We start from the raw sequence: 24,103 nt of genomic DNA, 5'->3' as shown, positions 1-24,103 counted from the left end.
AAGATGGAGCCATGGCACCCTCCGCGTACGACGTCGACCGGATCCGCTGGCACTTCCCGGCCCTGCGCGAGGGCGCCGCGCACTTCGACGGTCCGGGGGGTTCGCAGGTGCCCGACACCGTCGCGACGGCAGTCGTCGAGACCCTCACCTCGGCCATCTCCAACCGCGGCACCGTGACGCCCGCCGAGCGCCGGGCCGACCGCATCGTCGTCGAGGCCCGCGCTGCGATGGGTGACCTCCTCGCGGTCGACCCCGGCGGCATCGTCTTCGGCCGGTCCGCGACCGAGCTGACCTTCCACCTGGCCCGCACGCTCTCCTCGGGCTGGGGCCCGGATGACGAGGTCGTCGTCAGCCGCCTCGACCACGACGCCAACATCCGCCCCTGGGTGCTCGCCGCCGAGACTGTCGGCGCCACCGTCCGCTGGGCCGACTTCGACCCCGCCACGGGCGAGCTGCCCCCGGAGGCCGTCGGGGCCGTCGTCACGGACCGCACCCGGCTCGTCGCCGTGACGGCCGCGTCGAACCTGATCGGCACGCGGCCCGACCTGCCGGCCATCGCCGAGATCGCCCACGCCGTCGGGGCGCTGCTCTGGGTCGACGGCGTGCACGCCACCGCGCACGTGCTCACCGACGTGCCGGCGACCGGCGCCGACTTCTGGGTCTGCTCGCCCTACAAGTTCCTCGGCCCGCACCTGGGCGTGCTCGCCGCAGCCCCCGAGCTGCTCGAGACGCTGCACCCGGCCAAGCTGCTCCCGTCGTCCGACGCCGTGCCCGAGCGCTTCGAGCTCGGCACGCTGCCCTACGAGCTGCTCGCCGGCACGACGGCCGCCGTCGACTTCCTCGCCGACCTCGCCCTCACCGACCCCTCGCTCTCGCGCCGCGCCCGGCTCGTGACGTCCTTCGCGGCGCTCGAGGAGCACGAGGACACCCTCCTCGCCGCGCTGGAGGAGCGGCTGCGTGCGATCCCCGGGCTCACGGCATACAGCAACGCCAGACGGCGCACCCCGACGCTGCTCGTCACCGTCGAAGGACACGACCCGCAGGACCTGCGCGCGGCCCTCGCCGAGCGCGGCGTCAACGCGCCCGCCGGCAACTTCTACGCGTGGGAGTGCAGTCACCACCTCGGGCTCGGCGCGACCGGCGGCCTGCGGATGGGCCTCGCGCCCTACACGAACGCCGACGACATCGACCGTCTCGCGACCGGCCTCGAGGAGATCTGCGGGGCGCGGCGATGAGCCGCCCGGTGCCGCTGTCCCCGGGACCCGGCCAGGAGTCGGTGTGGGACTACCCCCGCCCGCCGGCCGTCGACCCGAGCAGCGAGCTCGTCGAGGTCCACCTCGGCGGAGAGGTCGTGGCCCGCACGCGCTCCTCGCTCCGCGTCCTCGAGACGAGCCACCCACCGACCTACTACCTGCCACTCGACGCGTTCGTCGACGGTGCCCTCCTGCCCGTCGAGGGCAGCACGGTCTGCGAGTGGAAGGGCCGGGCCGCCTACTTCGACCTCCTCGGCGGGGGGCGCCGCGCCGCTCGCGCCGCGTGGACCTACCCCGAGCCCGTGCCGACGTATGCCGTCCTGGCCGGTCACGTCGCCGTCATGCCCGGGCTCGTGGACGCCTGCTACGTCGACGGCGAGCGGGTGCGGGCGCAGGAGGGCGGCTTCTACGGCGGATGGGTGACCGACCGTGTCGTCGGTCCCTTCAAGGGCATCCCGGGTTCCTGGGGCTGGTGACCGGCCACACCTCACTCCGAGAGAGGGAGGACCACGGCAGCCGCGGACGGCAGGGTGGGACTCGTCGGACCGTCGCGTCTGAGAGGCACGCGCGGCCCGGCGGGACCACTCGCAACCACCGCCCGGTGGCCGACGGGCCAGCGGCGCCGCCCAAAGGAGCACGACATGGCTGCCTTCACGGTTTGGAAGTTCGATGACCTCGGCGGCGCCGACCACGCCGAGTCCATCCTCGAGGACTGCCAGAGGGAGGGGTTCCTCAAGGTCGTCGACCACGCGGTCGTCACCTGGCCGGCGGGGGACTCGCATCCGAGCACGAGCCACACCAACGACGAGAAGTGGCGTGCCACGGGCTGGGGCGCGTTGTGGGGAGTGCTCGTCGGCGCGCTCTTCTTCGTGCCCGTGGTGGGCGGCGTCGTCGGTGGGGCCATCGCAGCCATCAGCAAGATGACGGAGGACGCCGGGATCACCAGGGAGCAGCTGGAGACCATCCGCACCGAGGTGACCCCGGGGACGTCGGCGCTCTTCGTCGTCACCGAGGAGGGCGACCTCGACCGGGTCGGCGAACGTTTCCGCGGGATGCACAGCAAGCTCGTCGCCACCAACCTCACGGACGGCGAGCGCCAGATCCTGCTGGAGACCTTCGGGGGTCGCTGAGTCGCTGATCGACGCAGGCGTGCGCTCAGGTCGGCAGGGGCTCGATCCGGGCACCGACGACCGCGCCGTCGCGCAGGTCGAGCGTCGCGACGGTGCCGGACGGCTGACGCCGGCGGTCGGTGGGCGACCCGGGGTTGAGGATGCGGAGCCCGTCGCCGGTCTCGTCGAGCGCGATGTGCGAGTGCCCGAAGACGACGAGGTCGGCCGTCGGGAACCGTCGCCGCATCCTGGCCGTCCGGCCCTGCTTGGGCCCGCTGTCGTGGATCATCCCGACGCGCACCCCCTCGAGCTCGATCTCCAGCGTCTCGGGCGCACCCCAGTCCGCGACCTCGGGCACGTCGTTGTTGCCCATCACCACGTGCACCGGCGCGAAGCCGGCCAGCAGGTCGAGCACGTCGGGCGTGCAGACGTCGCCGGCGTGCAGGATGACGTCGGCCGCGTCGAGGTGGGGCAGCAACGCCGGTGGGCAGGCCTTCCAGTGCCGCGGCGCGTGCGTGTCCGACAGGACGAGCGCCCTCACGACCGCACGCGCTCGAGGACCTCGCGGACCGTGGCCGCGACGAGCTGCACCTTGTAGCCCGTCTCCGGCAGCGGGCTGGCGCCCTCCGTCGCGGCGGCCGCGGCCGCGGTGATCGCGTCGTCGTCGAGCTGCGTTCCCGTGATCAGGGCCTCGACCGCACTGAGCCGCAGGGGAGTCGGCGCGATACCGCCGATCGCCACCCCACACTCCGTGACGCGGCCGTCGCCGTCGCGCACGACCCGGCAGACGGCCTCGACGAGCGGCCACTCCGCCTCGAACCGGCTGATCGAGCGGAAGTACGCTGCCCGCTCGCCCGCGACCGGCGGCGGCAGGACGACCCGCTTCAGCACCTCGTCGTCGGCGAGCAGGTGGTCGCGGCTCGGGTCGGACCCGTCGCCGAGGACGTCACCCACTGCGAGACCGTCACGGTGCGTCGTGTCGATCGTCGCGGCATACGTCAGCAGCGCCATCGCGAGGGACGACGGGTGCGGGTGGACGCACGGCGCCGTGTCGAAGACGTTGCCGTAGAGGTGGCGGCCGTCGCGTGCGGGGCAGGTGTCACCGCCGGACTTGAAGCACGACGTGTGCGGGTGGCGGAAGTACCAGCAGCGGGTGCGCTGGAGCAGGTTGCCGCCGATCGTCGCTGCGGTCCGCACCTGCGGCGTCGCGAGGCCGGCCGCGGTCAGGGCGAGCGCCGGGTAGTCCTCGGCCAGGTCCCGCGCCACGGTGGCGACGGTGACACCGGCGCCGAGGGTCGTGCCGGTGTCGGTGCGCTCGACGCTCGCGAAGCCGGGGATGCCGGTGAGGTCGAGCACGTGCGGCGTGGCGCCCGTCGTGCGCAGCCGTTCCTGAAGGTCGGTGCCACCTGCGCGGTAGACGATATCGCCTGTCCCTTCAGGCCTTTCGTCGTATGCCGTGAGGATCGTGACGCTCATCGGGCCACCTCCGTGCGCAGGCCCTCGAGGACGCGGTCGGGCCGCACCGGCAGGGTGAGCGGTCGCCAGCCGGTCGCGTTGAAGATGGCGTTGCCGACCGACGCGGCGGGGCTGATCGTCGCGACCTCGCCGAGGCCGACCCCGCCGCCGGGCACGCGGTCCCAGCCCTCCTCGTGGAAGTGGATGTCGATCTCGGGGGTGTCGCCGAGCTGGGGGATGCGGTAGTCCTCGAGGTTGGCGGTCAGGGTGAGGCCGGTGTGCGGGTCGAGCACCTGGTTCTCGTAGAGCGCGAGCCCGATGCCCTGGATCACCGAGCCCTCGCACTGGCTCCGGGCGAGGACCGGGGCGTGGATGCGGCCGACGGCGATGCCGCCGTGGACGCGGAGCACGCGGGTCCTGCCGGTGCGGGTGTCGACCTCGACCTCGCTGACGTGCACGGCCGCCGAGAAGCCCCGGCCGACCTGGATGCCGCCCATGGTGACGGGGACGGCGCGCAGGCCGCGGTCGCCGCCCCGTTTCGCGCTGGCGGACGCGCCGTCGGGGGCGCCGCCGAGGTCGATGCCGATGCGGGCGCGCAGGCTCGTGGCCGCCTCGACCGCCGTCGACCACAGCGACACCGTCGTGCGGCTGCCACCGGAGGCCGGTCCGTGGGTCGCGCCGCTGTGCGCACGCCCGAGACGGACGTCCACCGCGGTCGGGTCGACCCCGAAGACACCGGCGACGGCGCGCGCCAGGACGGTGCGGCTGCCGGTCCCCATGTCCTGGACGGCGGTCGAGACGACGAGGCGCCCGGCCTCGACGCGGACGATCACCTCGCAGTCGGGGTCGACGAAGTACATCCAGTTGGCGGCCGCGACCCCGACGCCGCGGCGGTAGCGCCCGGTCTGGCTCCCGGTCGCCGGGCGACCCTGCCACGTGGGCAGCGCCGACGCCCAGCGGTAGAGCGCCTGGCGCTTCGGGTTGCCGTCCCACTGCGCGCGCAGGTCGATCGGGTCCCGGCCGAAACGGTGGGCGGCCTCGTCGACGGTCTGCTCGAGGGCCCACGCGATCGTCGGTCCGCCCGGGCCGCGGAACGGCGCGCCGGGCGGGGCGTTGGTGACGACGTCGACGTCACGGGCCAGGCGCGGGGTGCGGTCGTAGACGAGCATCGCGAGCGCCGCGACGCTGTTGCCGACGGCGATGCCGGCGTGGCTGTCGGTGTCGACGGTGAGCGCCCGGATCGCCTGCGTGTCGTCGTCGACGAGCAGGGAGACGCGCGAGCGGCTCCCGGGACGGTTGCCGGTGCCGGTCAGCTCCTCGTGCCGGTCGAGGACGAGTCGCACCGGACGGCGGCTGAGGCGGCTGAGCTCGATCGCGCCGATGGCCTCCGTCGTCAGGCCGAGCTTCGCGCCGAACCCGCCACCGACGTGCTCGGCGACGACCTCGACGTGGGTCGGGTCGAGGTCGAAGTGGTCGGCGATCTCGAGGCGCATCGCCCCGACGCCCTGCGTGCTGAGCCACACCCGGAGGTACTGCGGGTCGCTCCAGTCGGCGACGCAGGCATGCGGCTCGAAGGCGGTGTGCAGCTGCGCCGCCGTGTGGAACTCGAGGTCGACGAGGCCCCGTCGCCCCTCGGACCGGGCCGCGCGGATGCGCCGTTTGGCGACGGTGCCGAGGAACGGGGCGCGCGACGGGCCGTGGCTGTTGCCGTCCCACGGCGCCGGCATGGCGCTGCCCTCGCCGGCGGTCGGCGCCTCCTTGCGGTCGGCCCGGGTCGCGTAGACGAGCGGGGCACCCGGGCGGACGGCCTTGGCGGGGTCGAGGACGAACCGCTGCGCCGTGAACGGCACGGTCAGCTCGCGCGCTTCGCGGCGGGCCTCGGCCAGGGACTCGGCGGCGACGACGGCGATCGGCTGGCCGGCCCAGCGCACCCGCCGGTCCTCGTCCAGCACCTCGATGCCGAGGACGGCATGGGGGAAGCTGATCGGCCCGACGACCCCCGCCGCCAGGTCGGACCGGCGGATGACGGCGTGCAGCATCCCGGGCAGCGCGACGTCGGTCGTGTAGACCGCGGCGCCCGTCACTTTGGCCGGCGCCTCGACCCGCTCGACCCGCTCGACGGTGCCCCCGTCGACGTCGTGCTCGCCACGGCACGCGGCCGCCACCGCGCGATAGACGCCCTCGTAGGAGCCGCACCGGCACAGGTGGCCGGCGAGCGCCTCGGCGATGGCCTGACGACCGGGCTCCGTGGTGCCGTGGTCGGCGCGCCACCGGTCGTGGAAGGCGACGGCGTCGACGACGAATCCCGGCGTGCAGTAGCCACACTGGAGCGCATCGTGGTGCGCGAAGGCGCGCTGCACGGGATGGAGCTCGTCCCCGTCCGCGATCCCCTCGACGGTCGTGACGGCCGCGTCTCGCAGCCGCGTCACCGGCGTCAGGCAGCCGAGCACCGGCTCGCCGTCCACGAGCATCGTGCAGGCGCCGCAGACGCCACTGCCGCAGACGAGCTTCGTGCCGGTCAGGCCGAGACCGTCACGCACGACGTCGACCGCCGACTCGGTGCCGTCGACCTCGACGACCCGCGCCTCGTCGTTGACCGTGGTGGTGAGCTCCATGAAGCCTCCTGCAGCCGCCATTGCCTCAGGACGAGACGATGCTCACCGACGCTACCTGTGCAGCGGCCCCAGCGCGATGATGGTGTCGAGGGGTCCGGTCGCCGGACCCGACGAGGAGGCACGGTCATGCGGATCGCGGTGCTCGGAACGGGCGGAGTCGGCGGCTACTTCGGCGGGCGGCTCGCAATGGCGGGCCACGACGTCACCTTCCTGGCGCGGGGCGCGCACCTCGAGGCGATCCGCGACCGCGGTCTCGCCGTCACGAGTGTCGCCGGCGACTTCACCGTGCAGCCGGCGCAGGCCACCGACGACATCGCCTCGATCGGCCCGGTCGACGTCGTGCTGCTCGCCGTCAAGACGTGGCAGCTGCCGCCGGTGCTGGCGGCGCTGCCGACCCTCGTCGGCCCCGGCACGGCGGTCGTCACGACGCAGAACGGCGTCGAGGCACCCCACCAGGTCGCCGCCGCCGTCGGGCGCGGTGCCGTGCTCCCTGGCATCGCCAAGCTCTTCGTCCACATCGACGGGCCTGGCTGCATCACCCACGCGGGTGGCCCCGGGTCCCTCACCGTCGACGAGTGGTCCGCCACGCCGGGGGCGCCCTCCGAGCGGGTCACCCGGTTGCGCGAGGCGATCGTCGGCTCCGGCGCCGCGTCCCCGGTGCCCGAGGACATCTGGGCCGAGCTGTGGTCGAAGATGCTCTTCGTCGTGCCGTTCGGCAGCCTGGGCGCGGCCCTCGACGCCACGATCGGCGAGCTGCGCACGCAGCCGCCCCGCCGTGCCCTGCTCGAGGACGCGATGCGCGAGGTGGAGGCACTGGCCCGGGCACGCGGCATACGCCTGCCTGATCGCGTCGTCGCGGGCACGCTGGCCTACGTCGACGACCAGCCCGCCGACGGGACGACCACCTTGCAGCGGGACCTGCTCGAGGACAGGCCGTCGGAGCTCGACGCGTGGACGGGCGCCGTCGTGCGTCTCGCCGGCGAGTCGGGGGTGGACGTGCCGCTGCACCGGCTCCTGCTCGAGGTGCTCACCGCGCGTCACCCGAGAGCCCTGCTGGGCTGACCGCGTCAGGCCCGACGGCGTATGCGTCCGGCGGGCACCGACGGCCGCCTGCGGTCACAGGTCGGGGCGGCACACCCCGCGGCCGAGGACCGCCAGCCCGCGCCGGTCGCCGTCGGAGGGACCGGCACCCGTGCCGCCCGTCTCGGACATCAGCTGCGTCGCGTCGGACACGTGGTCGAGGCCGAGCACGTGCCCGATCTCGTGCTCGACCACGGCCCGGGCGGAGTCCCGGCGGCCCGCGGCGAGCAGGTCGTCCATCGCGGCGGCGTCGAGCCAGACCGACCCGGTGACGTAGACGAGGACCCCGTCGTCGGCCGCGCGCGGGGTGCTGCCACCGAGCCCGACGGTGCTGCCCGCGAGCCGCGGGATCTGACCCGGAGTCGCGAAGGCGATGTAGACCGGCGCCCACCGGTCGCCGTAGCGGTCCGGCTGGTAGGGGTCGCGCTCGGGCACCGGCGGCTCGTCGGTCAGCCCGTCGTCGACGAACTGAAGCCCGCTGGCCTGCGACATCGTCGCGACCGCCTCACGCACGAGGGCGTCACCGCCGGGTGGCAGCCCGACCGTGCTCGTCGTGAAGTGGATCGGGCGGCACGGGTCGTAGGCAACCGGGTCGGCGCCGTTGCCCTGCATCCGCATGAACGTGTAGCCACCGTGTCCGCCCGGCATCGACGGGGGCGCGCCGAGAGGGGCGTGAGCCGCACCGATGCCCGCGGACGGGGCGTCGACCCCGAGCCCGTGCCTCGAGTCGAAGGGCCTGACCTCCCACAGCCAGACGGAGACCGCCACGGCGACCAGGGCCAGGACCGCTGCGCCCTGGCGGAGCGGAAGGCCCGCACGTGACCAGAACGACCCGGCTGGTCCCACTGCCCGGTGCCGGCCGGGTACGCGAACGAGGAACCCCTGACGCATGTCCTGCATGGTGCCGTGAACCGCCCGTCCTGTCGCATCGAGGCCATCGCCTCCTGCGGGACCAGCTGTGACGTACCCGGCCTGCACCCGTCACGTGCAGCGCCCACAAGGAGGTCCGCTAGGTTCAGCGACCGTGGAGTGGTTCGAGGCGGTACGCGACCGGGTCGTCCCGGCGACCGGCGACGTCGCGCTGACGGCGCCCCGCCTGCTGATCGTCCTGGGCGTCGCCCTCGTCCTCGTCGCCGTCGAACCGCTCTGGCGGGTCGTCCGCCTCGCCGTCACCCTCGTGCACGAGCTCGGCCACGCCGTCGTCGGCGTCCTCGTCGGGCGCCAGTTCACCGGGTTCGTGCTGCGCGGCGACATGTCGGGCCATGCCGTGACCCGCGGCCCGGTGCGCGGCCCCGGCCGCGTCGCCTCGACGTGGTCGGGCTACCCGATGCCGGCCCTGCTCGGCGCCGCCATGGTGTGGGCGGCCGGGCGCGGCTGGGCGGCCCCGCTGATCACGGCCGGACTGGCCGTGCTGCTCTTCGCCCTGGTCCGGGTCCGGTCCGCGCTGACGGTCGTTGTCATGGTCGTCGCTATCGCCGGCTCGGCAGCACTGTGGTGGTGGCGGGACGACGCTTTGCAGACGCAGGTGCTCATCGGTCTCGGGGTCGTGCTGCTCGTCGGGGCGTGGCGCCACCTGTCCGCGGTGCTCCGCGACCGCAGCCGCGGCAGCGACCCGGGCGTCCTCGCCTCGCTGACGCCGCTGCCCCGCGCGCTGTGGAACCTCTCGTTCGTCGTCGTGTGCGCGCTGGCGACGTGGGTGGTCGGCGCCGAGGTCGTGCACACCCTGCGCTGACGGCCAGCGGTCGTATGCCGGGTCGTCCGGCGACCCGACGGCGGCTCAGGGGCGCGAACGGTGACCGGATCGCCGCCGGCTGGGTAAGCGTCCATCGGGTGACGGATTGGGGGAGTCTCCCGACACAACCCTCGAGGGATGCTGCGGTTGGCGCGTGCCGACCATGGCACGGCCCGACGGCGTGCAGGGGAGATCACAAAGGCGTGCCGTCGGGCTGGTCGTGCCGGCGTCCGGGCCTGACCCAGCGAGGTCAGTTGGGGCTGAAGGGCGGCAGCGGGGCGCTGCCCACCGCGCCGAGAGCGTCCGCGAACTCTCGCTCGCGCCGGACGAGCTGGAGAGCCAGGCGCAGGCGGGACTCGGTGTCGCTGCTGGCCAGGAGGCGCTGGCGATCGGCCACGTCCAGGCTCACGGTCTCCGGCACGGCATACGCCAGCAGGCGGTCGTCGACGGGGATCTCGGGCTCGGACCCGGTGGCGGCGGCGAACGCGCCCAGCTCGGAACGCAGCCGGGCAGCGAGATCGACGACGGTCGTGGGGTCCCCGTCGGGCTCGGTCAGCCAGGTGATGCGAGCCGTCGTGTAGGGCGTGCCGGCCGACTCGTCGATGGCATCGAGGCGGAAGCGGTCGGTGCCCTCCGAGACCACGAGGAAACGCTCGCCCTCGAGGGCGGCCGCCTGCGTCAGCAACGCGCCGCACCCCACCGGGTGCAGGGCACGGACACCGTCGTCCCCCACCTCGAAACCCTCACGGATCGCGACGACCCCGAAGACCGGCGAGCGCTCGTCCTGGCCGTCGAGCAGGTCCCTGAGGAGCTGGACGTAGCGCGGCTCGAAGATCTGCAACGGCAACCTCCCACCGGGCATGAGCACGGTGCCGAGCGGGAAGAGCGGCAGGATCGCCATACGTCCAGACTAGGTCGGATCGGGCGCGGCGACAGGGACGCTGTCGAACCCTGACTGCGTCACGGCTGGCTCAGTCCGGGACCGCGGACGGCATCGCCTGTGTCGCACCGAGCTCTTCGGGGTCGACCGCGCGTCGCGAACCCGTCGACGAGACGTCGCGGACCTCACCGTGGAGCTCCTCGATGTCGTCGAGCATCTCGGCCGGTGAGCCGTTGATGGCGGTCGCGAGGCCGAGCGCCAGGCCGCGCAGCTCCTGGTCGCCGAGACCGAGCCGCACCGCGACGGCAGCGGCGTTGAGCGGTCGCTTCTCGGGGTCCTTCTCGAGGCACTCGGCGATGAGGTCTCGCAGGTCCTCCGGGATGTCGTCGGGCAGCGGTGGCGGCGGCTCGTTGACGTGGCTGAGCGCCGTCGCGATGGGCGTGCCCCGATCGAAGGGGCGTTGCCCGACGAGCATCTCGTGACCGACGACGCCGAGGGCGTAGAGGTCGCTCGCGCCCGTCGCCGCGTGGCCGAGCGCCTGCTCGGGGCTGATGTAGTTCGGGGTGCCGAGCATCTCGCCGTGCTGCGTGTGACCCGAGGCGTCGAGGGCCCGCGCGATGCCGAAGTCGGTGAGCTTCACGAGGCCGTCCTCGCGAACCATGATGTTGGCCGGCTTGATGTCACGGTGCACGACTCTGGCCTCGTGGGCCACGCCGAGCGCGAGGGCGGCCTGCCCCATGATCGAACGGACCTCGCTCGCCGGGAGCGGTCCACGCTTCCGGAGGACCGCCGAGAGCGGCTCGCCGGAGACGAGCTCCATGACGAGGAAGGCGAGGCCCTGGTCCTCGCCGTAGTCGAAGACCGTGGCGATGTTGGTGTGCATCAGGGCCGCGGAGTGCACGGCCTCGTCGCGGAAGCGGAGCGCGAACAGGCGCTCGTGGTCGGCGTCGGGACGCATGACCTTGACGGCGACCTCGCGCTGGAGCACCGAGTCGGTGCCGGCCCAGACGTCCGCCATCCCGCCGGAGGCGATGCGGTGGTCCAGGTGGTAGCGCTCGCCGAGCACGAACCCTTCCTGCAGTCGGTTCATGTCAGGGGCACCTACGGCTTTCGGACTGAAGGTGCGCGTCAGTTGACATCTCAAGGGGCCTTCGTCAGCGGTCATGGTACGGGAGGCCGTGGACATTGAGAATCCACGGTTCTGGTCTCTGCTGAACCGCCCCCGGTCGCACGGCTCCCGCCTACATACCCCTCCCCACGGCGCCTCGAACAGGCGATTCGCCCTCTTCGGGGCGAAGGGAACCCCCCTCGACCGGGCCTCTGCTCGGGGGGTGACCGACCCGGGTTGCCACGCATCTGCGTGGGGATCGACGGGCGGGCTGCAGGATCACTCTCGCCGAGTGATGACGCCGCCGGTGCCGGTCGCAAGCGTGGAGGAACACGACAGCTGGTGTGATCGGAGGAGACACCATGAGTGATGTGCGCAGACAGGCGCCGGCGGCACGAACGACCGGAGCACCGCAACACGACGGGCACGGAGCCCCCGGGCTGCCCGACCCATGGAGCGGCTGGGTGATCTTCTCGTCGACGATGATGATCCTGCTCGGCTGCTTCCAGGGGATCGCCGGGCTCGTGGCCCTGTTCAACAAGAGCTACTACCTGGTGAGCTCCAGCGGCCTGGTGGTCCACGTCGACTACACGGTCTGGGGGTGGGTGCACCTGATCGTCGGTGTGGTCGCCCTGGTGGCCGGTTTCGGACTGTTCACCGGCGCCATGTGGGCGCGGGTGCTGGCGATCATGGTGGCCGGACTCAGCGCGATCGTGAACTTCGCGTTCATCCCGGCGTTCCCGCTCTGGGCCCTGACGATCATCGTCGTCGACATCCTCGTCATCTATGCCGTCGCCGCCCACGGCAGGGAGATCCCGTCCCGCTCCTGACGCGGCGGGGCCCCTGGGTCGCGGGGACCCTCCGCCATCCCACCAACCCATCGGGGTGGTTCATGTGCACGACGGGGAGACGGGCGGCGCGGGCGATGACGGCCCGGACGACGAGGCTGCGGATGCTCGACGCAAGGCCGACCCGTTCGGCCTCATCAGTGGTGGCGAGGGGGTCTTCACGGGCACGGTGGTCTGTGCGGCCGCCATCGCCTACGGCGCCGGGCACCTCGACTCGAGCGCCCAGCTGAGCATCGCCATCTTCGGCACCGTGCTCGTCTACTGGCTCGCCCACCTGCACGCCAGCACCCTGGGTGCCTCGGTCAAGCATGGTCTCCACCCACGGGTCGCTCTGCGCGCGGCCCTGCTGGAGACGTGGCCCATAGCGGGCGCCTCTCTCCTGCCGATCCTCATCCTGCTCCTCGCCGAGCTGGCAGGCGCGTCACTGCGCACGGCAGCCTGGACAGCGCTCATCGCCACCATCGGCCTGCTGAGCGGCTACAGCTATCTCGCCGGCGTGCGCAGCGGCCTCAGCAGGCGGGGATGCGTCGCGAGCGCCGCGGTGGGTGCAGGGATCGGGATGCTGGTCGCAGCCATGAAGGTCGCCCTGCACTGACAGGTAGGTGGCGCTACCAGGTCGCTGATGCCCGGACCGTGATGCTAGGTCGCTGATGCCCGGACCGTGATGCCCGGACCGTGATGCCAGGTCGCTGATGCCCAGACGCTGATGCCCGGACGGCGAGGGGGCCGGTCGGTGGCGATCACGCGCCGACGGTCTCGCGCACCCGGTCCACCATCACCCGCTCGCGATCGCTGACCTGCTGCGCGCCGAATCCGAGGAAACCGCCCTCCTTGGCGGCGTCGGCGGCCGCCTGGGCCGCGGCGACCAACCATCGTGCGAACGCCGCGGCCTCCTCGGCGGTGGCCTTCGCCGCGACGATCTCCTGAACGCCCCGCAGCTCCTCGAGCACCTGCTCGCCGGGCGGTGCACCGGCCGCCGGCCGGTAGCCCTTGAGGGGGTTGTGCCGTTCCTGGACGGACGCCTGGATCTCCAGGGCCACCTCGGCCAGCAGCTGCTCGCGGGTGGGCGGGTTGGTGGCGCTCTTGACCGTCTGCATGGACTCCTTGGCGGCCTCGATCGGACCGCCCGGGTCGGCCAGGGAGATCGCCAGCCCGGCGACCATCGGGGCGCGCATGATGCGCAGCCATTCCTCGTCGGTGAACTCGCTCTTCGTGGTCACGGGTCACTTCCTCTCAGATCGTGCGGTGTCGGACGGTGGGTTTCGCAGCGATCGTGTGGAGGTGACGGGCCGGTTCTGGTCGAGCTGCCGGTCGAGGATGATCGCGGCGTCGATGAGGGCCAGGTGGGTGAAGGCCTGCGGGAAGTTGCCGATCTGCTCGCCCGTCAGCGCGATCTCCTCGGAGTACAGGCCGACGTGGTTGGCATACGTCAGCATCTTCTCGAACGTCTCTCGAGCCTTGCTCAGCTGGCCCGCCCGGGCCAGTGACGCGACGTAGGAGAACGTGCAGAGCGAGAAGGTGCCCTCGGAGCCTCGGAGCCCGTCTGGCGAGGCCTCGGGGTCGTACCGGTAGACGAGGCTGTCGGTGACCAGCTCGGCGTCCATCGCCTCCAGGGTGGAGATCCACATCGGGTCGGTGGGGGTGATGAAGCCGACGGTGGACATGCGCAGGAGGGCGGCGTCGAGGACGTCGGTGTCGTAGTGCTGCCGGAACGCCTTGCGCGTCGGGCTCCAGCCACGCTCCATGATCTGGTTGTAGATCGCGTCTCGCTCCGCGCGCCACCGCTCGAGCGGGGCCGGGCGTCCGTGCTTGGTCGCCAGCCGGATCCCGCGATCGAGCGCGACCCAGTTCATGAGCCTGCCGTAGGTGAAGGCCTGCCTTCCTCCGCGGGTCTCCCAGATGCCCTCCTCGGGCTGGTCCCAGTTGTCCGTGACCCAGTTGAGCAGGTCGCAGAGCCGCTGCCACCCTTGGTGGCCGGTGGTGATGCCCCGCTGGTCGGCGAAGTAGATGCTGTCGATCGCCTCGCCGTAGATGTCGAGCTGGAGCTGGTCCGCTGCTGCGTTGCCGACGCGGACCGGGGTCGAGCCGCGATATCCCTCCCAGTGCGGCAGGACCTCCTCGCTGAGGTCACTGGACCCGTCGACGCGGTACATGATGTTCAACGGCCCGGTTCCGTTTCCCCCCACCTGCTCGTCGACGCGGTCCTTGAGCCAGCGCCCCAGGGCGGCTGCCTCGGTCGTGAACCCCATCCCGAGCAGGGAGTAGATCGAGAAGGAGGCGTCCCGGATCCACGTGTAGCGGTAGTCCCAGTTCCGCTCTCCACCGATCTGCTCGGGCAGCCCCATCGTGGGCGCTGCGACGATGCCTCCGGTCGGCGCGTACGTCATCAGCTTGAGGGTGATCGCCGAACGGTTCAGCGCCTCGCGCCACCGCCCCGCGTACGTCGACTGACCCAGCCAGGTCTCCCAGAAGTCGACCGTCTCGTCGAAGAGCCGCCACGCCTCCGCGACGGGCACCGGGTGTGCCGGACGGGCGGGTCCCGTCTCGACCACCACCCCTCTCATCTGGCCTGCCCGAAGGGTGAGCTCGGCGTGGACGTCGCCGTGGGCGTCGACCTGCGGGTGGGCGAGCCGCTGCTCCTCGGGCTCGAGGATGAGACTGACCGCCATCGCCGTCCGCTCTCCCTCGAAGACGGCACCGGCCTCCGTCAGGTGTGTCTCGTGCGGCTCACGGCCGTAGTCGAACCGGGGAGCGATGTCGACGGCGAACGTCATCTCCCCGCGCACACACCGAACCATCCGCACGATCCGGTGCCGATCGGTCGCGACCGCCCCCGCGACGGGCATGAAGTCGGTCACCTCGCCCACGCCCGCCTGGGTCATGAAGCGCGTGACCAGGACCGCCGTGTCGGGGAAGTAGAGCTGCTTGCCGGTGAACGTCTCGGCCGTCGGTCGGACCCTGAAGTGGCCTCCCCGCTCGTGGTCGAGCAGGGCCCCGAAGACGCTCGGGGAGTCGAAACGCGGGGCGCAGAACCAGTCGATCGAGCCGTCCGTCGCCACCAGTGCGCAGGTCTGGAGGTCACCGATGAGCCCGTGGTCGGCGATGAGGGGGTAGTCGGACATGCTCGAGAACCTTTCCGGGGGAGCTCCAGGCGGATGCGCTCCCTGGGCGGCGGACGCCTGAACGTCAGGCTGCCGGTCTCGCGAACGAGCGGGCATCATCCCCGGGGGATGATGTGCCCCGGCCCGCGCCGGCGGCACCCTCGAGGTCACGCCCGGTGGGCGACGTGCCCCGATGGGCGACGTACCGACTCGGACCGAAAGCGGGTGCCTCGTGGCCGAGAGTGACGTGTCCGCACAGCACGCGAGCACCCTGCGAAGGGTGCTGGTCCCTCTTGCTCTCGCACAGTTCATCTGCAGCTTCGCCGGCTCGAACATGAACGTGATGATCAACGACATCAGCAAGGACCTCGACACGACGGTCCAGGGCGTCCAGGTCGCGATCACCCTCTTCCTGCTCGTGATGGCGGCGCTGATGATCCCCGGGGGCAAGCTCACCGACCGCTACGGCCGCCAGCGCTGCTTCATGGTCGGTCTCACCGTGTACGGGGTCGGCGCGTTGCTGAGCGCGGTGTCCCCCGGCCTCGGAGTCCTCATCATCGGCAACTCCATCCTCGAGGGCATCGGCACGGCACTGCTGATCCCGCCCGTCTACATCCTCACGACGCTGCTCTTCACCCAGGTCGCCTCCCGCGCCCGCGCCTTCGGCGCGATCAGCGCGATGGGAGGGGTCGGCGCCGCAGCAGGGCCCCTGATCGGCGGCCTCATCACCTCGGCCATCAGCTGGCGAGCCGCGTTCGTCTTCCAGGCCCTGGTGATCGCCGTGATCGTGCTTCTGGCCCGCCGCATCGCCGACCCGCTGCCGCCGGACCCCACGAAGCACTTCGACACGACGGGAGCGGTCCTGTCGGCGCTCGGCCTGGTCCTCGTCGTGCTCGGCATCCTGGCAGCCGACAACAGCGGCTGGCTGATGCTGGCCCTGCTCGTGGCCGGCGCCGTGGTGCTGCTCTCGTTCTTCCTGTGGATCCGGGCCAAGGCGCGCTCCGGCGGAGAACCGCTGCTGTCCATCAGCCTGTTCCACAGCCGCACGTCCAACCTCGGCCTCGTGACCCAGAACATCCAGTGGCTGATGCTGCTCGGCATCTCGTTCGTGGTCGCGGCGTACCTCCAGACGGTGCGCGGCTATGACGCGATCCAGACCGGCATCATCTTCACGGCGGCCACCCTCGGGCTGCTCCTGTCGTCCCTGGGGGCGGAACGCTTCGCGAAACGGCGTGCTCAGCGGACCCTGATCATGCTCGGCTTCGTCATCACCATCTGCGGCGTCGGCGTGCTGCTGGCGATGGTCGGCCGCTCGTCGAGTCCCTGGGCGTTCGCGCCGGGACTCTTCCTGGTCGGGTTCGGGCTAGGCGGGATGCTGACGCCCTCGGTCAACGTCGTGCAGTCCAGCTTCGGCGACGAACGGCAGGGCGAGATCTCGGGACTGTCCCGCAGCGTCTCCAACCTCGGCTCCTCACTGGGTACGGCCATCGCGGGCACCATCCTCGTCGCGGGCCTCACCGAGAGCGCCGAGGCGGCGGCGCTGGTCACGCTGGCCGCCATCGGGCTCGTCGGCCTCGTCGCCGGGGCGTTCCTTCCCCGCGGCATGGCGTCGACGGTCGCTCCACGCGGAAGGGCCCCGGTTCCATGAACCGGGGCCCTTCGTCATCGCGTGCGCGAGGGGGATTCTGGCCCACCCATCGGGGAGCGACTCGACGTGGCGCGAAGGTGAACTTCACATGATGTAGATGATCGAGTCCTCGGTGCGTCCCTCGATGAACAGGTCCGCGGCCCTCGCGATGAGCTCGATGTAACCGGCGTCAGTCATCGACTTCCCCAGACCAGCCTCGAGCTCCGCCATGTCGGCGAAGTCGGTGTACCAGTGCATCGTCCCCACAGGACCGCCGACCTCCACGCCCCATGTGGTGGACATGCCCAGTTTCTCGGTCAAGTACGTGGACATCTCTGCAGCCCAGGTGGCGGCTTCCGGGTTCCTGTGCCCTGCCACCAGTCCGGTCCGGTCGAGTCGGATTGTCATAGCGTCCTCCGTTGGACTTCATGAGACGGATGCCTCGGCGTCTCGTCACCGTCGCACCGTGCCGGCAAGTGCGGGTAGGGCCGAAGGGCCCGCCATGTTGGCATCGGGTCGCGCCCGCAGGTGCCGCACTGCTGCCGGCCGCCGACGCCAGCCGAACGGGGCCAGACCAACGGGATGGAAGCTGTCTGGGAACGCAGAAGCGGCGGCCCCGGTCCGAAGACCAGGGCCGCCGCTCCCGTTCGGGGAAACTTCCCCACATTCTGTGCGCGAGGGGGGATTTGAACCCCCACGCCCTTTCGGACACTGGCACCTGAAGCCAGCGCGTCTGCCATTCCGCCACTCGCGCGTGACAAGCAGACAGTGTGCTGTATCAGCCCCGCTATCGCCAAACCGGGCGCGCCCTGAGGCCAGCACCGGGCGGATGATGCGTCGGATGGTGCTGCATCCGGTGGGGTGATCACCCCACCGGATGCAGCACCATCGCGCACTTCATGGCCGGTCGCGAGCGCCGCACGTGCGGTCCACCGACGGCGTATGCCGGGTGGCGCGCTACGGGACCACGGGCGCGTCCGCCTCGGGGACGTCCTCAGGCACCGGCTCCGGTCGGCCGTCCGACGCACCACGGCTGCCGGCATACCCCTCGCGGTGTCGGCCCCCCTGCCGGCCCTGGCGCGGGTCGCCGAGCGACAACGTGGCGAGCAGGCCGAGGACGAGGAAGCCGGCGGCGGTGAACGCCGCATACCTCGTCGCGTCCGAGAAGGCCTGCTCGGCGACCGGTGCGGCCGCCGCGGTGCGGGGGTCCTCGGCGAGGGCAGGGATGGCGCCGCCCGCACTCTCGACGACGGCATTGACGATGCCGGCGCGTGCGCTCTCGGGCACGCCGAGGTCGGTCAGTCCCGCGTCGAGGCGGGCGCCGGCGGTGGTGAACAGGACGGTGCCGAGGATCGCGATGCCGAGGGCCGAGCCGACCTGGCGCGCCGTCGACTGCAGGCCGGAGCCCTCGCCGCTGCGCTCTACCGGCACGTCGACGAGGACGACGCCGGTCAGCTGCGCCGTCGCGAGCCCGACGCCGAAGCCGTAGACGAAGAGGCACGGCGCGATGGCGGCCCACGACGTCGACGGGCCGATGACGAGCCCGAGGCCGGCGATGCCGAGGATCTCGGCGACGATGCCGATCCGGACGATCGCGGCGGCCGTGAGGCGCGCGCTGAGCACCGTGACGAGGCCACTGGCCGTGAACGAGCCGATGGCGAGCGCCAGCAGGACCACGCCCGTCTGGAAGGCGGTGTAGCCGAGCACGTTCTGCAGCCAGAGCGGCAGGGACAGCACGATGCCGAACTCGCCGAGGCTGACGATCATCGCGGCGATGTTCCCGTTGCGGAACGACCGGATGCCGAAGAGGTCGAAGCGGAAGAGGGTCGGTCGGCCGGCCGCGGTGCGACGCAGCGTCCGCACGACGAAGACCGTCCCGGCCAGGAGGGTCACGGCGAAGGCGACGGCGACGGGGGACAGGCCGCTCGACCACGTCCACGGGCCGAGCTGGAAGGGTTTCGTGATCGTCCACCAGCCGTAGGTGCGGCCCTCGATGAGCCCGAACGCCAGGGTGGCGAAGGTGACGGCCGACAGCAGCGCCCCCACGACGTCGACGCGCTCGCGGCGGGGCGACCGGGACTCGTCGACGAAGAGCAGGACGCCCGCGACGATGAGCAGCCCGATGGGCAGGTTGATCCCGAAGGCCCAGCGCCACGAGAACGAGGTCGTGAGCCAGCCGCCGAGGAGCGGACCGACGGCGACCATCCCGCCGATCGTCGAGCCCCAGACGGCGAAGGCGATGCCGCGCTCGCGACCGGTGAAGCCGGCGTTGATGAGCGAGAGGGTCGTCGGCAGGATCATCGCGCCGCCGAAGCCCTGGATGATGCGGGCGCCGATGAGCGCTTCGCCCGAGCCGGAGACGGCGGCGAGCACCGAGGCCGCGACGAACACGACGACGCCGATCAGGAGCATGCGGCGTCGCCCGATGCGGTCGGCGACGGTGCCCCAGATGAGCAGGGTGGCTGCGAAGACGAGCGTGTAGGACTCCTGCACCCACTGCACCTGCGACGAGCTCAGCCCGAGGTCGTCGACGATGTAGGGCACGGCGACGTTGACGATCGTCGAGTCGACGATGATCAGCGCCACCGCGATGCTGATCGCGACGAGGCCCAGCCACCGTCGCCGGTCTCCGCCGCGGGCCGCGGCCGCCTCCTGCGTCATGTCCCCTCCATATGTTTAGATCTTCTAAACATATGGAAGCAGTATCATCGGCCCATGGCAATCCCACCCCCGCAGGGCACCCCGAGACGGGTGCACCAGCCCGAGACCTGGGCGCTGAGGGCGCTCGGCGCCGCGTCCGCCGAGGCGTCCGGGGCCCTGGCCCGGCGGATGCGGATGCACCCGACCGACCTGTCCGCGATGAGCCACATCGCCGCGTCGGACGGTCGTCTGGGCCCGCGCGAGCTGAGCTCCAGGCTCGGCATCACGCCTGCCGCCATGACCGACGTCGTCGACCGGCTCGAGGCCGCCGGCCACCTGCTGCGCGAGCGCGACACCGGCGACCGGCGCCGGGTCCGCCTCGTGCCCACCGAGTCGGCCGCGACCGAGGTGCGCGGGCAGCTGCGCGGCCTGCTCGACCGGCTCGACGCCCTGACCGAGGAGTTCACCGAGGGGGAGCGGGAGGCGATCCACCGCTACCTGCAGGCCGCGACCGAGGCCTACCACCGCTTCGCCACCGACGACGGCTGACGTGACGCGCGGGCTCCCCTCAGGAGCCGGTCCGGGTGCCGCCGTGCGGTTCACCGAGGACGTATGCCGCATCGGCGAAGCCGCCGCCGAGCAGCCCGGGTGGGCGGCTGGGTCCACGGCGCTCGGCGTCCGAGGCGTGCGCCTCCGCGTCGTCCTGCGGGTCGAAGCCGATGGCCAGTCCCGGCGCGAGGTCGACGACCCGGCGGGTGTTGCGCGACACGCCCCACACCACGTGGTGCCCGGTCGCCCTCGTCGTCAGGGTGGCGAGCACGAGGCGCGCCATGTCGTCGCCGGAGAGCCACGACTGCAGCGAGCGCGGCCCGCCCGGCCGGTCGTCGAAGGTCATGATGCGGGCGCTGACGACCGTCATCGCGAAGCGGCCGGCATACAACCCCCCGAGCGCCTCGAGCGCCGCCTTGCTCACGCCGTAGTACGTGTCGGGCGCCGGGAGTGGCATACCGTCGCGCACGAGCGGCGCGTCCACCGGCACGTAGCCGGCCGCGTGCACCGAGCTCGCGAGCAGCAGCCGGCCGACACCGGCCAGACGCGCCGCCTCGCACACGGCGCGGGTGCCGTCGATGTTGACGGCCAGGATCTCGGGCCACGGACGCTCGTCGGAGAAGGCGCCGAGGTGGACCACGAGGTCGGCCCCGGCGAAGGCCTCGGCCTGGGCGTCGACGTCCCGCAGGTCGCTCTCGACCGCACGTTCGGTCGCCGGGTCGACGTCAGGCACCGCCACGCCGGGAGCGTCGCACAGCACGAGCCGGTGGCCGGCTGCCCGCAGGCGCGGACGCAACGCCGTGGCGATGCGACCGGAGGCGCCGGTCAGCGCGATGAGGGCCATGGCTGCGGCACACCCCCTCGGGCCGGGCCGTCCTGTGGTCCGGGAATCAGAGACCGTCGACGACGACGGCAGCCATCTCCATGCACGACTCGTGCGTCTTGCGGCTGATCTTGAGCGGGTCGAGGTGCAGGCCCGGGGCGAGCATCGGGTCGTAGGGGATGTCGACCACCGCGCGCACCCACTGCTCGAAGTGCTCGCGCGTGTGCACGCCGGCACCGATGTCGTTGCCCTTGGCCGACGTGTGCGAGATGACGCAGACCGCGTTGCGCACGAGGTCGCCGCGGCCCATCGCGACGAGCGCGTCGAGGTTCTTGGCAGCCACGACCGACGTGTCGTCCTTGAGCGAGGTCGCGAAGACGAGCATGTCGGCGCGGGCGGCGGCCGCGAGCCAGTTCGGCGACAGGCGGTTGTTGCCCGTGTCGACGACGATCATCCGGTAGAAGCGCGAGAGCTGCGTGTGCAGGTCCTCGAACTCCTGCTCGCCGATGATGCGCATGGCCTCGTCGTCGTCGGCCGAGGCGAGCACGTCGAAGCTGAGGCCCCGCTGCTCACGCACCCAGTGCTCGAGCTCGGACGTGCCGGCGTTGGGGTCCCCCGCGATCGTCGGGAGCGCCCCGAGCAGGTCGACGACCGTGCGGTGGTGGCTCTGCGACGGCGCGCGCATGCCGAGCGTGCCCTCGGTCTCGTTGTTGTCCCACGCGAGGACGGACCCCGACCGGTAGCGGCCGAGGTAGCTGGCGAGCATGAGCGTCACGAGCGTCTTGCCGCCACCGCCCTTGGTGTTGATGACCATGATCGTCTTGCGGCCGCCCAGGGGTCGGGCGATGCGGTCGATGCGGTCGCGCTCGAGCATCTCCTTGACGCTGGGGCCCATGCCGAAGGCCTTGCGCAGGCCGGAGTTGGCCTTGGTCTTCTGGCGCTCACCCTTGGAGCGGGCGCTGATGAGGTCCTCGGCGCTCGGGCGGTCGGAGTTGCCGGGGCGCGGCGCGGGGGTCAGGTCGTACGTCTCGGGCTCGTAGCCCCCCTCGGCGGCCGCGGCGGCCACGTCGGGGTCGACGGCCGGCCGGGCGGCATACGCCTGCTGTGCAGCGGTGTGGTCGGTCGTCACCGAGGACGGCGTGCCGGCGGCACTGCCCGACGAGTGCTCGTCCGCGGTGGAGCCGGCGGGCGTCCAGCCGGAGTAGGGCTGCTCGGCATAGGACGGCTCGGTGTACGTCGGCTCGGCGTAGGACTGCGCCGGGGCGTCGTCGGTGGTCGCCGACCAGTCGGCGGTGCCCGGGTCGGAGGGCTCCCAGTCGGTCCACGTGTTGGTCGAGGCACTCGTCGAGCCGGAGGCGGCCGAGCCGTGGTCGGCGCCGTTGAGGTCGTGCCCGTTGAGCTCGGACAGGTCATAGGTGGCGGTCTCGCCGGTCTCGCCCGTCTGCCACGAGGTGTCGTCCCACGTGGAGCTCCACGGGTCGGCCGGGGGCTGCTCGGGCTCGCTCGCGCCGGCGCCCGCAGTGGGGATGGGAAGAGCGAAGCCACCCGGGATGCTGTTGTTGGCCGAGTAGCCGGGGATGCCCTGGCTCTCGGTGCTACCGGTCTCGTCCTTGCTCATCGAGCACTCCTTGCTGGCCTGACGCGGCGGGACCATGTGCGGGACCATGTGCGGAAACCCGCCGCGGGATCCGTGTGATCGTCCCACGACTGCGCCACACATCAAACCCGCTGACCACCTCCCCTGGGGGCGAAACGGGCGTTTTGGGCAGCCCCCCACCGACTGTCGGTTGGGGGCTGCGGGGGGTGACCCGGTTACGATGAAGCGCCCAGCATGAGCGCTCAACACGGAGGAGGCGACGGCGTGGGAATCATCAACCGTGTCGAGCACGGTCTCGCCAAGGCTGTCCACGGCGCCTTCGCCAAGGCGTTCAAGTCGGAAGTGCAGCCCGTCGAGATCGCCTCGGCGATCCGCCGCGCCATGGACGACCGCGCCGCCCTGCTCGGCCACGGACGCGCGATGGTCCCCAACCTCTACACGATCGAGCTCAGCCAGACCGACTACGACCGGCTCGGCGACTACGAGGAGGACCTCTCCGACGACCTCGTCGCCGCGGCGCAGGAGCACGCCGACTCGCAGGGCTACCAGCCGGGCGGTCCGCTGGAGGTCCAGCTCGTCGAGGGCGAAGGCCTCGAGACCGGCGTCTTCCGCGTGCGTCCCGCCACCGCGAAGCAGGCCGGGCGCGAGCCCGCCGCCCGCGAGCAGGCACCGGCCGCACCACGGCCCCAGGCGAGCACGGGCACGGCCGTCGACGAGGCCCCGGTCCACCGCCCCGCCCCGCGCTCGAACCCCTCGGCCCGCCCGTGGCTCGACATCGCCGGCGACCGTTACCCCCTGCTGGGCAGCATCACGACGCTCGGCCGCGACGAGACCGCCGACATCGTGATCGACGACCCGGGGGTCTCGCGCCGACACAGCGAGATCCGGGTCACGACGGACGGCCCGCACCTCGTCACCTCGATCCGCGACCTCAACTCCACCAACGGCACGTTCGTCAACGGTGACCGGGTCTCGAGCCAGCGGCTGCAGGACGGCGACCGCCTGACCATCGGCCGCACGTCGGCCACGTTCCGCGTGGGGCGCCGGTGAGCCCGATGAACCCCACGCACGTCCTTCCGGCGACGACATGTGGTGACGCATGAGTGAACTCACCCTGACCCTGCTGCGGCTGGGTCTGCTGGCGCTGCTGTGGATCTTCATCTTCAGCGTCGTCGGAGTGCTGCGCACCGACATCTACGGCACGGCCGTGAGCCGGCGCGGCAAGCGCAAGGCGCTCAAGGAGGCCCAGAAGCAGGACCGCCAGCGCAGCGCGCCGCGCACCCCGGCGCCCGTGGCCGCCGGAGCGGGCGGTGCCGCGGGCGCCGCTGCCCCGTCCCCGGCCCCCGGGCGCGGGGTCCCCGGACGCAAGGGCCGCGGCAAGGGCACCCCGACGACCCTCGTGGTCACCGAGGGCCCCCTCGCCGGCACCTCGCTGCCGCTGCGCAGCGGCGGCATCCTCATCGGCCGCAACCCCGAGTGCGCGCTCGTCCTCGACGACGACTACGCCTCGGGCCGGCACTGCCGGATCTATCCCGACCCCTCGGGCCGCGACGGCTGGGCCGTCGAGGACCTACAGTCCACCAACGGCACCTTCATCGGTCGCGACCGCCTGACCGGCTCGCGACCGGTCGAGGTCGGCACCACCCTGAGGATCGGCAAGACCGTCCTCGAACTGCGAGGCTGACC

The 24,103-nt window shown here is 72.1% G+C and carries 23 protein-coding genes and 1 tRNA gene; 11 read left to right on the top strand and 13 right to left on the bottom strand.

The features are described from left to right. The first annotated feature begins 11 nt into the window (after positions 1-11). From ABD831_RS05715 to ABD831_RS05705, 3 genes are all read left to right on the top strand, one after another. Positions 12-1,235 (top strand): cysteine desulfurase-like protein, encoded by a 1,224-nt coding sequence (locus ABD831_RS05715; RefSeq protein WP_344942795.1) that lies wholly within the window; start codon positions 12-14, stop codon positions 1,233-1,235. Beyond that, positions 1,232-1,729: a DUF427 domain-containing protein gene (locus ABD831_RS05710; RefSeq protein WP_344942791.1), complete on the top strand. Its 498-nt coding sequence runs from the start codon at positions 1,232-1,234 to the stop codon at positions 1,727-1,729. Before ABD831_RS05715 ends, ABD831_RS05710 begins: the two co-directional genes overlap by 4 nt. Positions 1,730-1,894: 165 nt before the next feature. Beyond that, entirely contained in the window at positions 1,895-2,383 is a 489-nt protein-coding gene (locus ABD831_RS05705; protein WP_344942789.1) for a DUF1269 domain-containing protein, read from the top strand. 25 nt (positions 2,384-2,408) lie between these two features. Here ABD831_RS05705 and ABD831_RS05700 read toward each other — a convergent pair whose 3' ends face one another. The 3 genes from ABD831_RS05700 to ABD831_RS05690 are packed head-to-tail and all read right to left on the bottom strand — an operon-like array spanning position 2,409 to position 6,432. Beyond that, a complete protein-coding gene (locus tag ABD831_RS05700) occupies positions 2,409-2,903 on the bottom strand; it encodes a metallophosphoesterase family protein (protein WP_344942786.1) in 495 nt (164 codons plus the stop codon). Next, positions 2,900-3,838 carry an FAD binding domain-containing protein gene (locus ABD831_RS05695; protein ID WP_344942783.1) on the bottom strand — a complete coding sequence of 313 codons (939 nt, stop codon included), beginning with the start codon at positions 3,836-3,838 and terminating at the stop codon, positions 2,900-2,902. Before ABD831_RS05695 ends, ABD831_RS05700 begins: the two co-directional genes overlap by 4 nt. Then, on the bottom strand, positions 3,835-6,432 hold the full coding sequence (locus ABD831_RS05690; protein ID WP_344942779.1) for a molybdopterin-dependent oxidoreductase: 2,598 nt from the start codon (positions 6,430-6,432) through the stop codon (positions 3,835-3,837). The genes ABD831_RS05695 and ABD831_RS05690 overlap by 4 nt, the downstream gene beginning before the upstream one ends. A 126-nt stretch (positions 6,433-6,558) precedes the next feature. On the opposite strand from ABD831_RS05690, the gene ABD831_RS05685 reads away from it, so the two are divergent. Next, positions 6,559-7,494 carry a 2-dehydropantoate 2-reductase gene (locus ABD831_RS05685; protein WP_344942776.1) on the top strand — a complete coding sequence of 312 codons (936 nt, stop codon included), beginning with the start codon at positions 6,559-6,561 and terminating at the stop codon, positions 7,492-7,494. 54 nt (positions 7,495-7,548) lie between these two features. Here the strand turns inward: ABD831_RS05685 and ABD831_RS05680 are convergent, their stop codons facing one another. Next, entirely contained in the window at positions 7,549-8,403 is an 855-nt protein-coding gene (locus tag ABD831_RS05680) for a matrixin family metalloprotease (RefSeq protein ID WP_344942773.1), read from the bottom strand. 133 nt (positions 8,404-8,536) lie between these two features. Between ABD831_RS05680 and ABD831_RS05675 the strand changes: the two genes are divergently transcribed. After that, the gene (locus ABD831_RS05675; RefSeq protein WP_344942771.1) at positions 8,537-9,244 is read left to right on the top strand and encodes a M50 family metallopeptidase; all 708 of its coding nucleotides are present in this window, start codon (positions 8,537-8,539) and stop codon (positions 9,242-9,244) included. A 250-nt stretch (positions 9,245-9,494) separates the two neighbouring features. Here the strand turns inward: ABD831_RS05675 and ABD831_RS05670 are convergent, their stop codons facing one another. Continuing rightward, complete coding sequence (locus ABD831_RS05670; RefSeq protein WP_344942768.1) at positions 9,495-10,145, bottom strand: LON peptidase substrate-binding domain-containing protein; 651 nt, start codon at positions 10,143-10,145, stop codon at positions 9,495-9,497. A 70-nt stretch (positions 10,146-10,215) separates the two neighbouring features. Next, positions 10,216-11,214: a serine/threonine-protein kinase gene (locus tag ABD831_RS05665; RefSeq protein ID WP_344942763.1), complete on the bottom strand. Its 999-nt coding sequence runs from the start codon at positions 11,212-11,214 to the stop codon at positions 10,216-10,218. Between the two features lie 380 nt (positions 11,215-11,594). Between ABD831_RS05665 and ABD831_RS05660 the strand changes: the two genes are divergently transcribed. Both ABD831_RS05660 and ABD831_RS05655 read left to right on the top strand, forming a co-directional pair. Next, positions 11,595-12,062 (top strand): DUF7144 family membrane protein, encoded by a 468-nt coding sequence (locus tag ABD831_RS05660; RefSeq protein WP_344942760.1) that lies wholly within the window; start codon positions 11,595-11,597, stop codon positions 12,060-12,062. 64 nt (positions 12,063-12,126) lie between these two features. Next, positions 12,127-12,675, top strand: coding sequence for a hypothetical protein (locus ABD831_RS05655; protein WP_344942757.1), 549 nt, complete (start codon positions 12,127-12,129; stop codon positions 12,673-12,675). Between the two features lie 145 nt (positions 12,676-12,820). Here ABD831_RS05655 and ABD831_RS05650 read toward each other — a convergent pair whose 3' ends face one another. Both ABD831_RS05650 and ABD831_RS05645 read right to left on the bottom strand, forming a co-directional pair. Then, entirely contained in the window at positions 12,821-13,300 is a 480-nt protein-coding gene (locus tag ABD831_RS05650) for a hypothetical protein (RefSeq protein WP_344942754.1), read from the bottom strand. Between the two features lie 3 nt (positions 13,301-13,303). Next, positions 13,304-15,202 carry a glycoside hydrolase family 15 protein gene (locus tag ABD831_RS05645; protein WP_344942751.1) on the bottom strand — a complete coding sequence of 633 codons (1,899 nt, stop codon included), beginning with the start codon at positions 15,200-15,202 and terminating at the stop codon, positions 13,304-13,306. Between the two features lie 259 nt (positions 15,203-15,461). Between ABD831_RS05645 and ABD831_RS05640 the strand changes: the two genes are divergently transcribed. Further along, entirely contained in the window at positions 15,462-16,829 is a 1,368-nt protein-coding gene (locus ABD831_RS05640) for an MFS transporter (RefSeq protein WP_344942748.1), read from the top strand. A gap of 84 nt (positions 16,830-16,913) precedes the next feature. Here the strand turns inward: ABD831_RS05640 and ABD831_RS05635 are convergent, their stop codons facing one another. The 3 genes from ABD831_RS05635 to ABD831_RS05625 all read right to left on the bottom strand — a co-directional run bounded on the left by ABD831_RS05635 (position 16,914) and on the right by ABD831_RS05625 (position 19,469). Beyond that, positions 16,914-17,111, bottom strand: a complete 198-nt coding sequence (locus ABD831_RS05635) for a hypothetical protein (protein ID WP_344942745.1) — start codon at positions 17,109-17,111, stop codon at positions 16,914-16,916. Positions 17,112-17,479: 368 nt separating this feature from the next. Then, positions 17,480-17,562, bottom strand: a tRNA-Leu gene (locus ABD831_RS05630). A gap of 203 nt (positions 17,563-17,765) precedes the next feature. Then, positions 17,766-19,469 (bottom strand): DHA2 family efflux MFS transporter permease subunit, encoded by a 1,704-nt coding sequence (locus ABD831_RS05625; RefSeq protein ID WP_344942742.1) that lies wholly within the window; start codon positions 19,467-19,469, stop codon positions 17,766-17,768. Between the two features lie 54 nt (positions 19,470-19,523). Between ABD831_RS05625 and ABD831_RS05620 the strand changes: the two genes are divergently transcribed. After that, positions 19,524-19,997: a MarR family winged helix-turn-helix transcriptional regulator gene (locus tag ABD831_RS05620; protein ID WP_344942739.1), complete on the top strand. Its 474-nt coding sequence runs from the start codon at positions 19,524-19,526 to the stop codon at positions 19,995-19,997. Between the two features lie 19 nt (positions 19,998-20,016). On the opposite strand, the gene ABD831_RS05615 is transcribed toward ABD831_RS05620, so the two are convergent. Then, entirely contained in the window at positions 20,017-20,841 is an 825-nt protein-coding gene (locus tag ABD831_RS05615) for an NAD-dependent epimerase/dehydratase family protein (protein ID WP_344942736.1), read from the bottom strand. A gap of 46 nt (positions 20,842-20,887) precedes the next feature. Further along, complete coding sequence (locus tag ABD831_RS05610) at positions 20,888-22,438, bottom strand: MinD/ParA family ATP-binding protein (protein WP_344942733.1); 1,551 nt, start codon at positions 22,436-22,438, stop codon at positions 20,888-20,890. Positions 22,439-22,681: 243 nt separating this feature from the next. On the opposite strand from ABD831_RS05610, the gene ABD831_RS05605 reads away from it, so the two are divergent. Both ABD831_RS05605 and ABD831_RS05600 read left to right on the top strand, forming a co-directional pair. Beyond that, on the top strand, positions 22,682-23,467 hold the full coding sequence (locus ABD831_RS05605; RefSeq protein WP_142175331.1) for an FhaA domain-containing protein: 786 nt from the start codon (positions 22,682-22,684) through the stop codon (positions 23,465-23,467). 49 nt (positions 23,468-23,516) lie between these two features. Then, complete coding sequence (locus ABD831_RS05600) at positions 23,517-24,101, top strand: FHA domain-containing protein FhaB/FipA (protein WP_344942729.1); 585 nt, start codon at positions 23,517-23,519, stop codon at positions 24,099-24,101. Positions 24,102-24,103 lie beyond the last annotated feature (2 nt).

Source organism: Terrabacter ginsenosidimutans (assembly GCF_039539425.1).
Lineage (GTDB): Bacteria > Actinomycetota > Actinomycetes > Actinomycetales > Dermatophilaceae > Terrabacter > Terrabacter ginsenosidimutans.
Note: the sequence above shows the minus strand (reverse complement) of the source record. Positions and strands in the feature narration are given on the sequence as shown.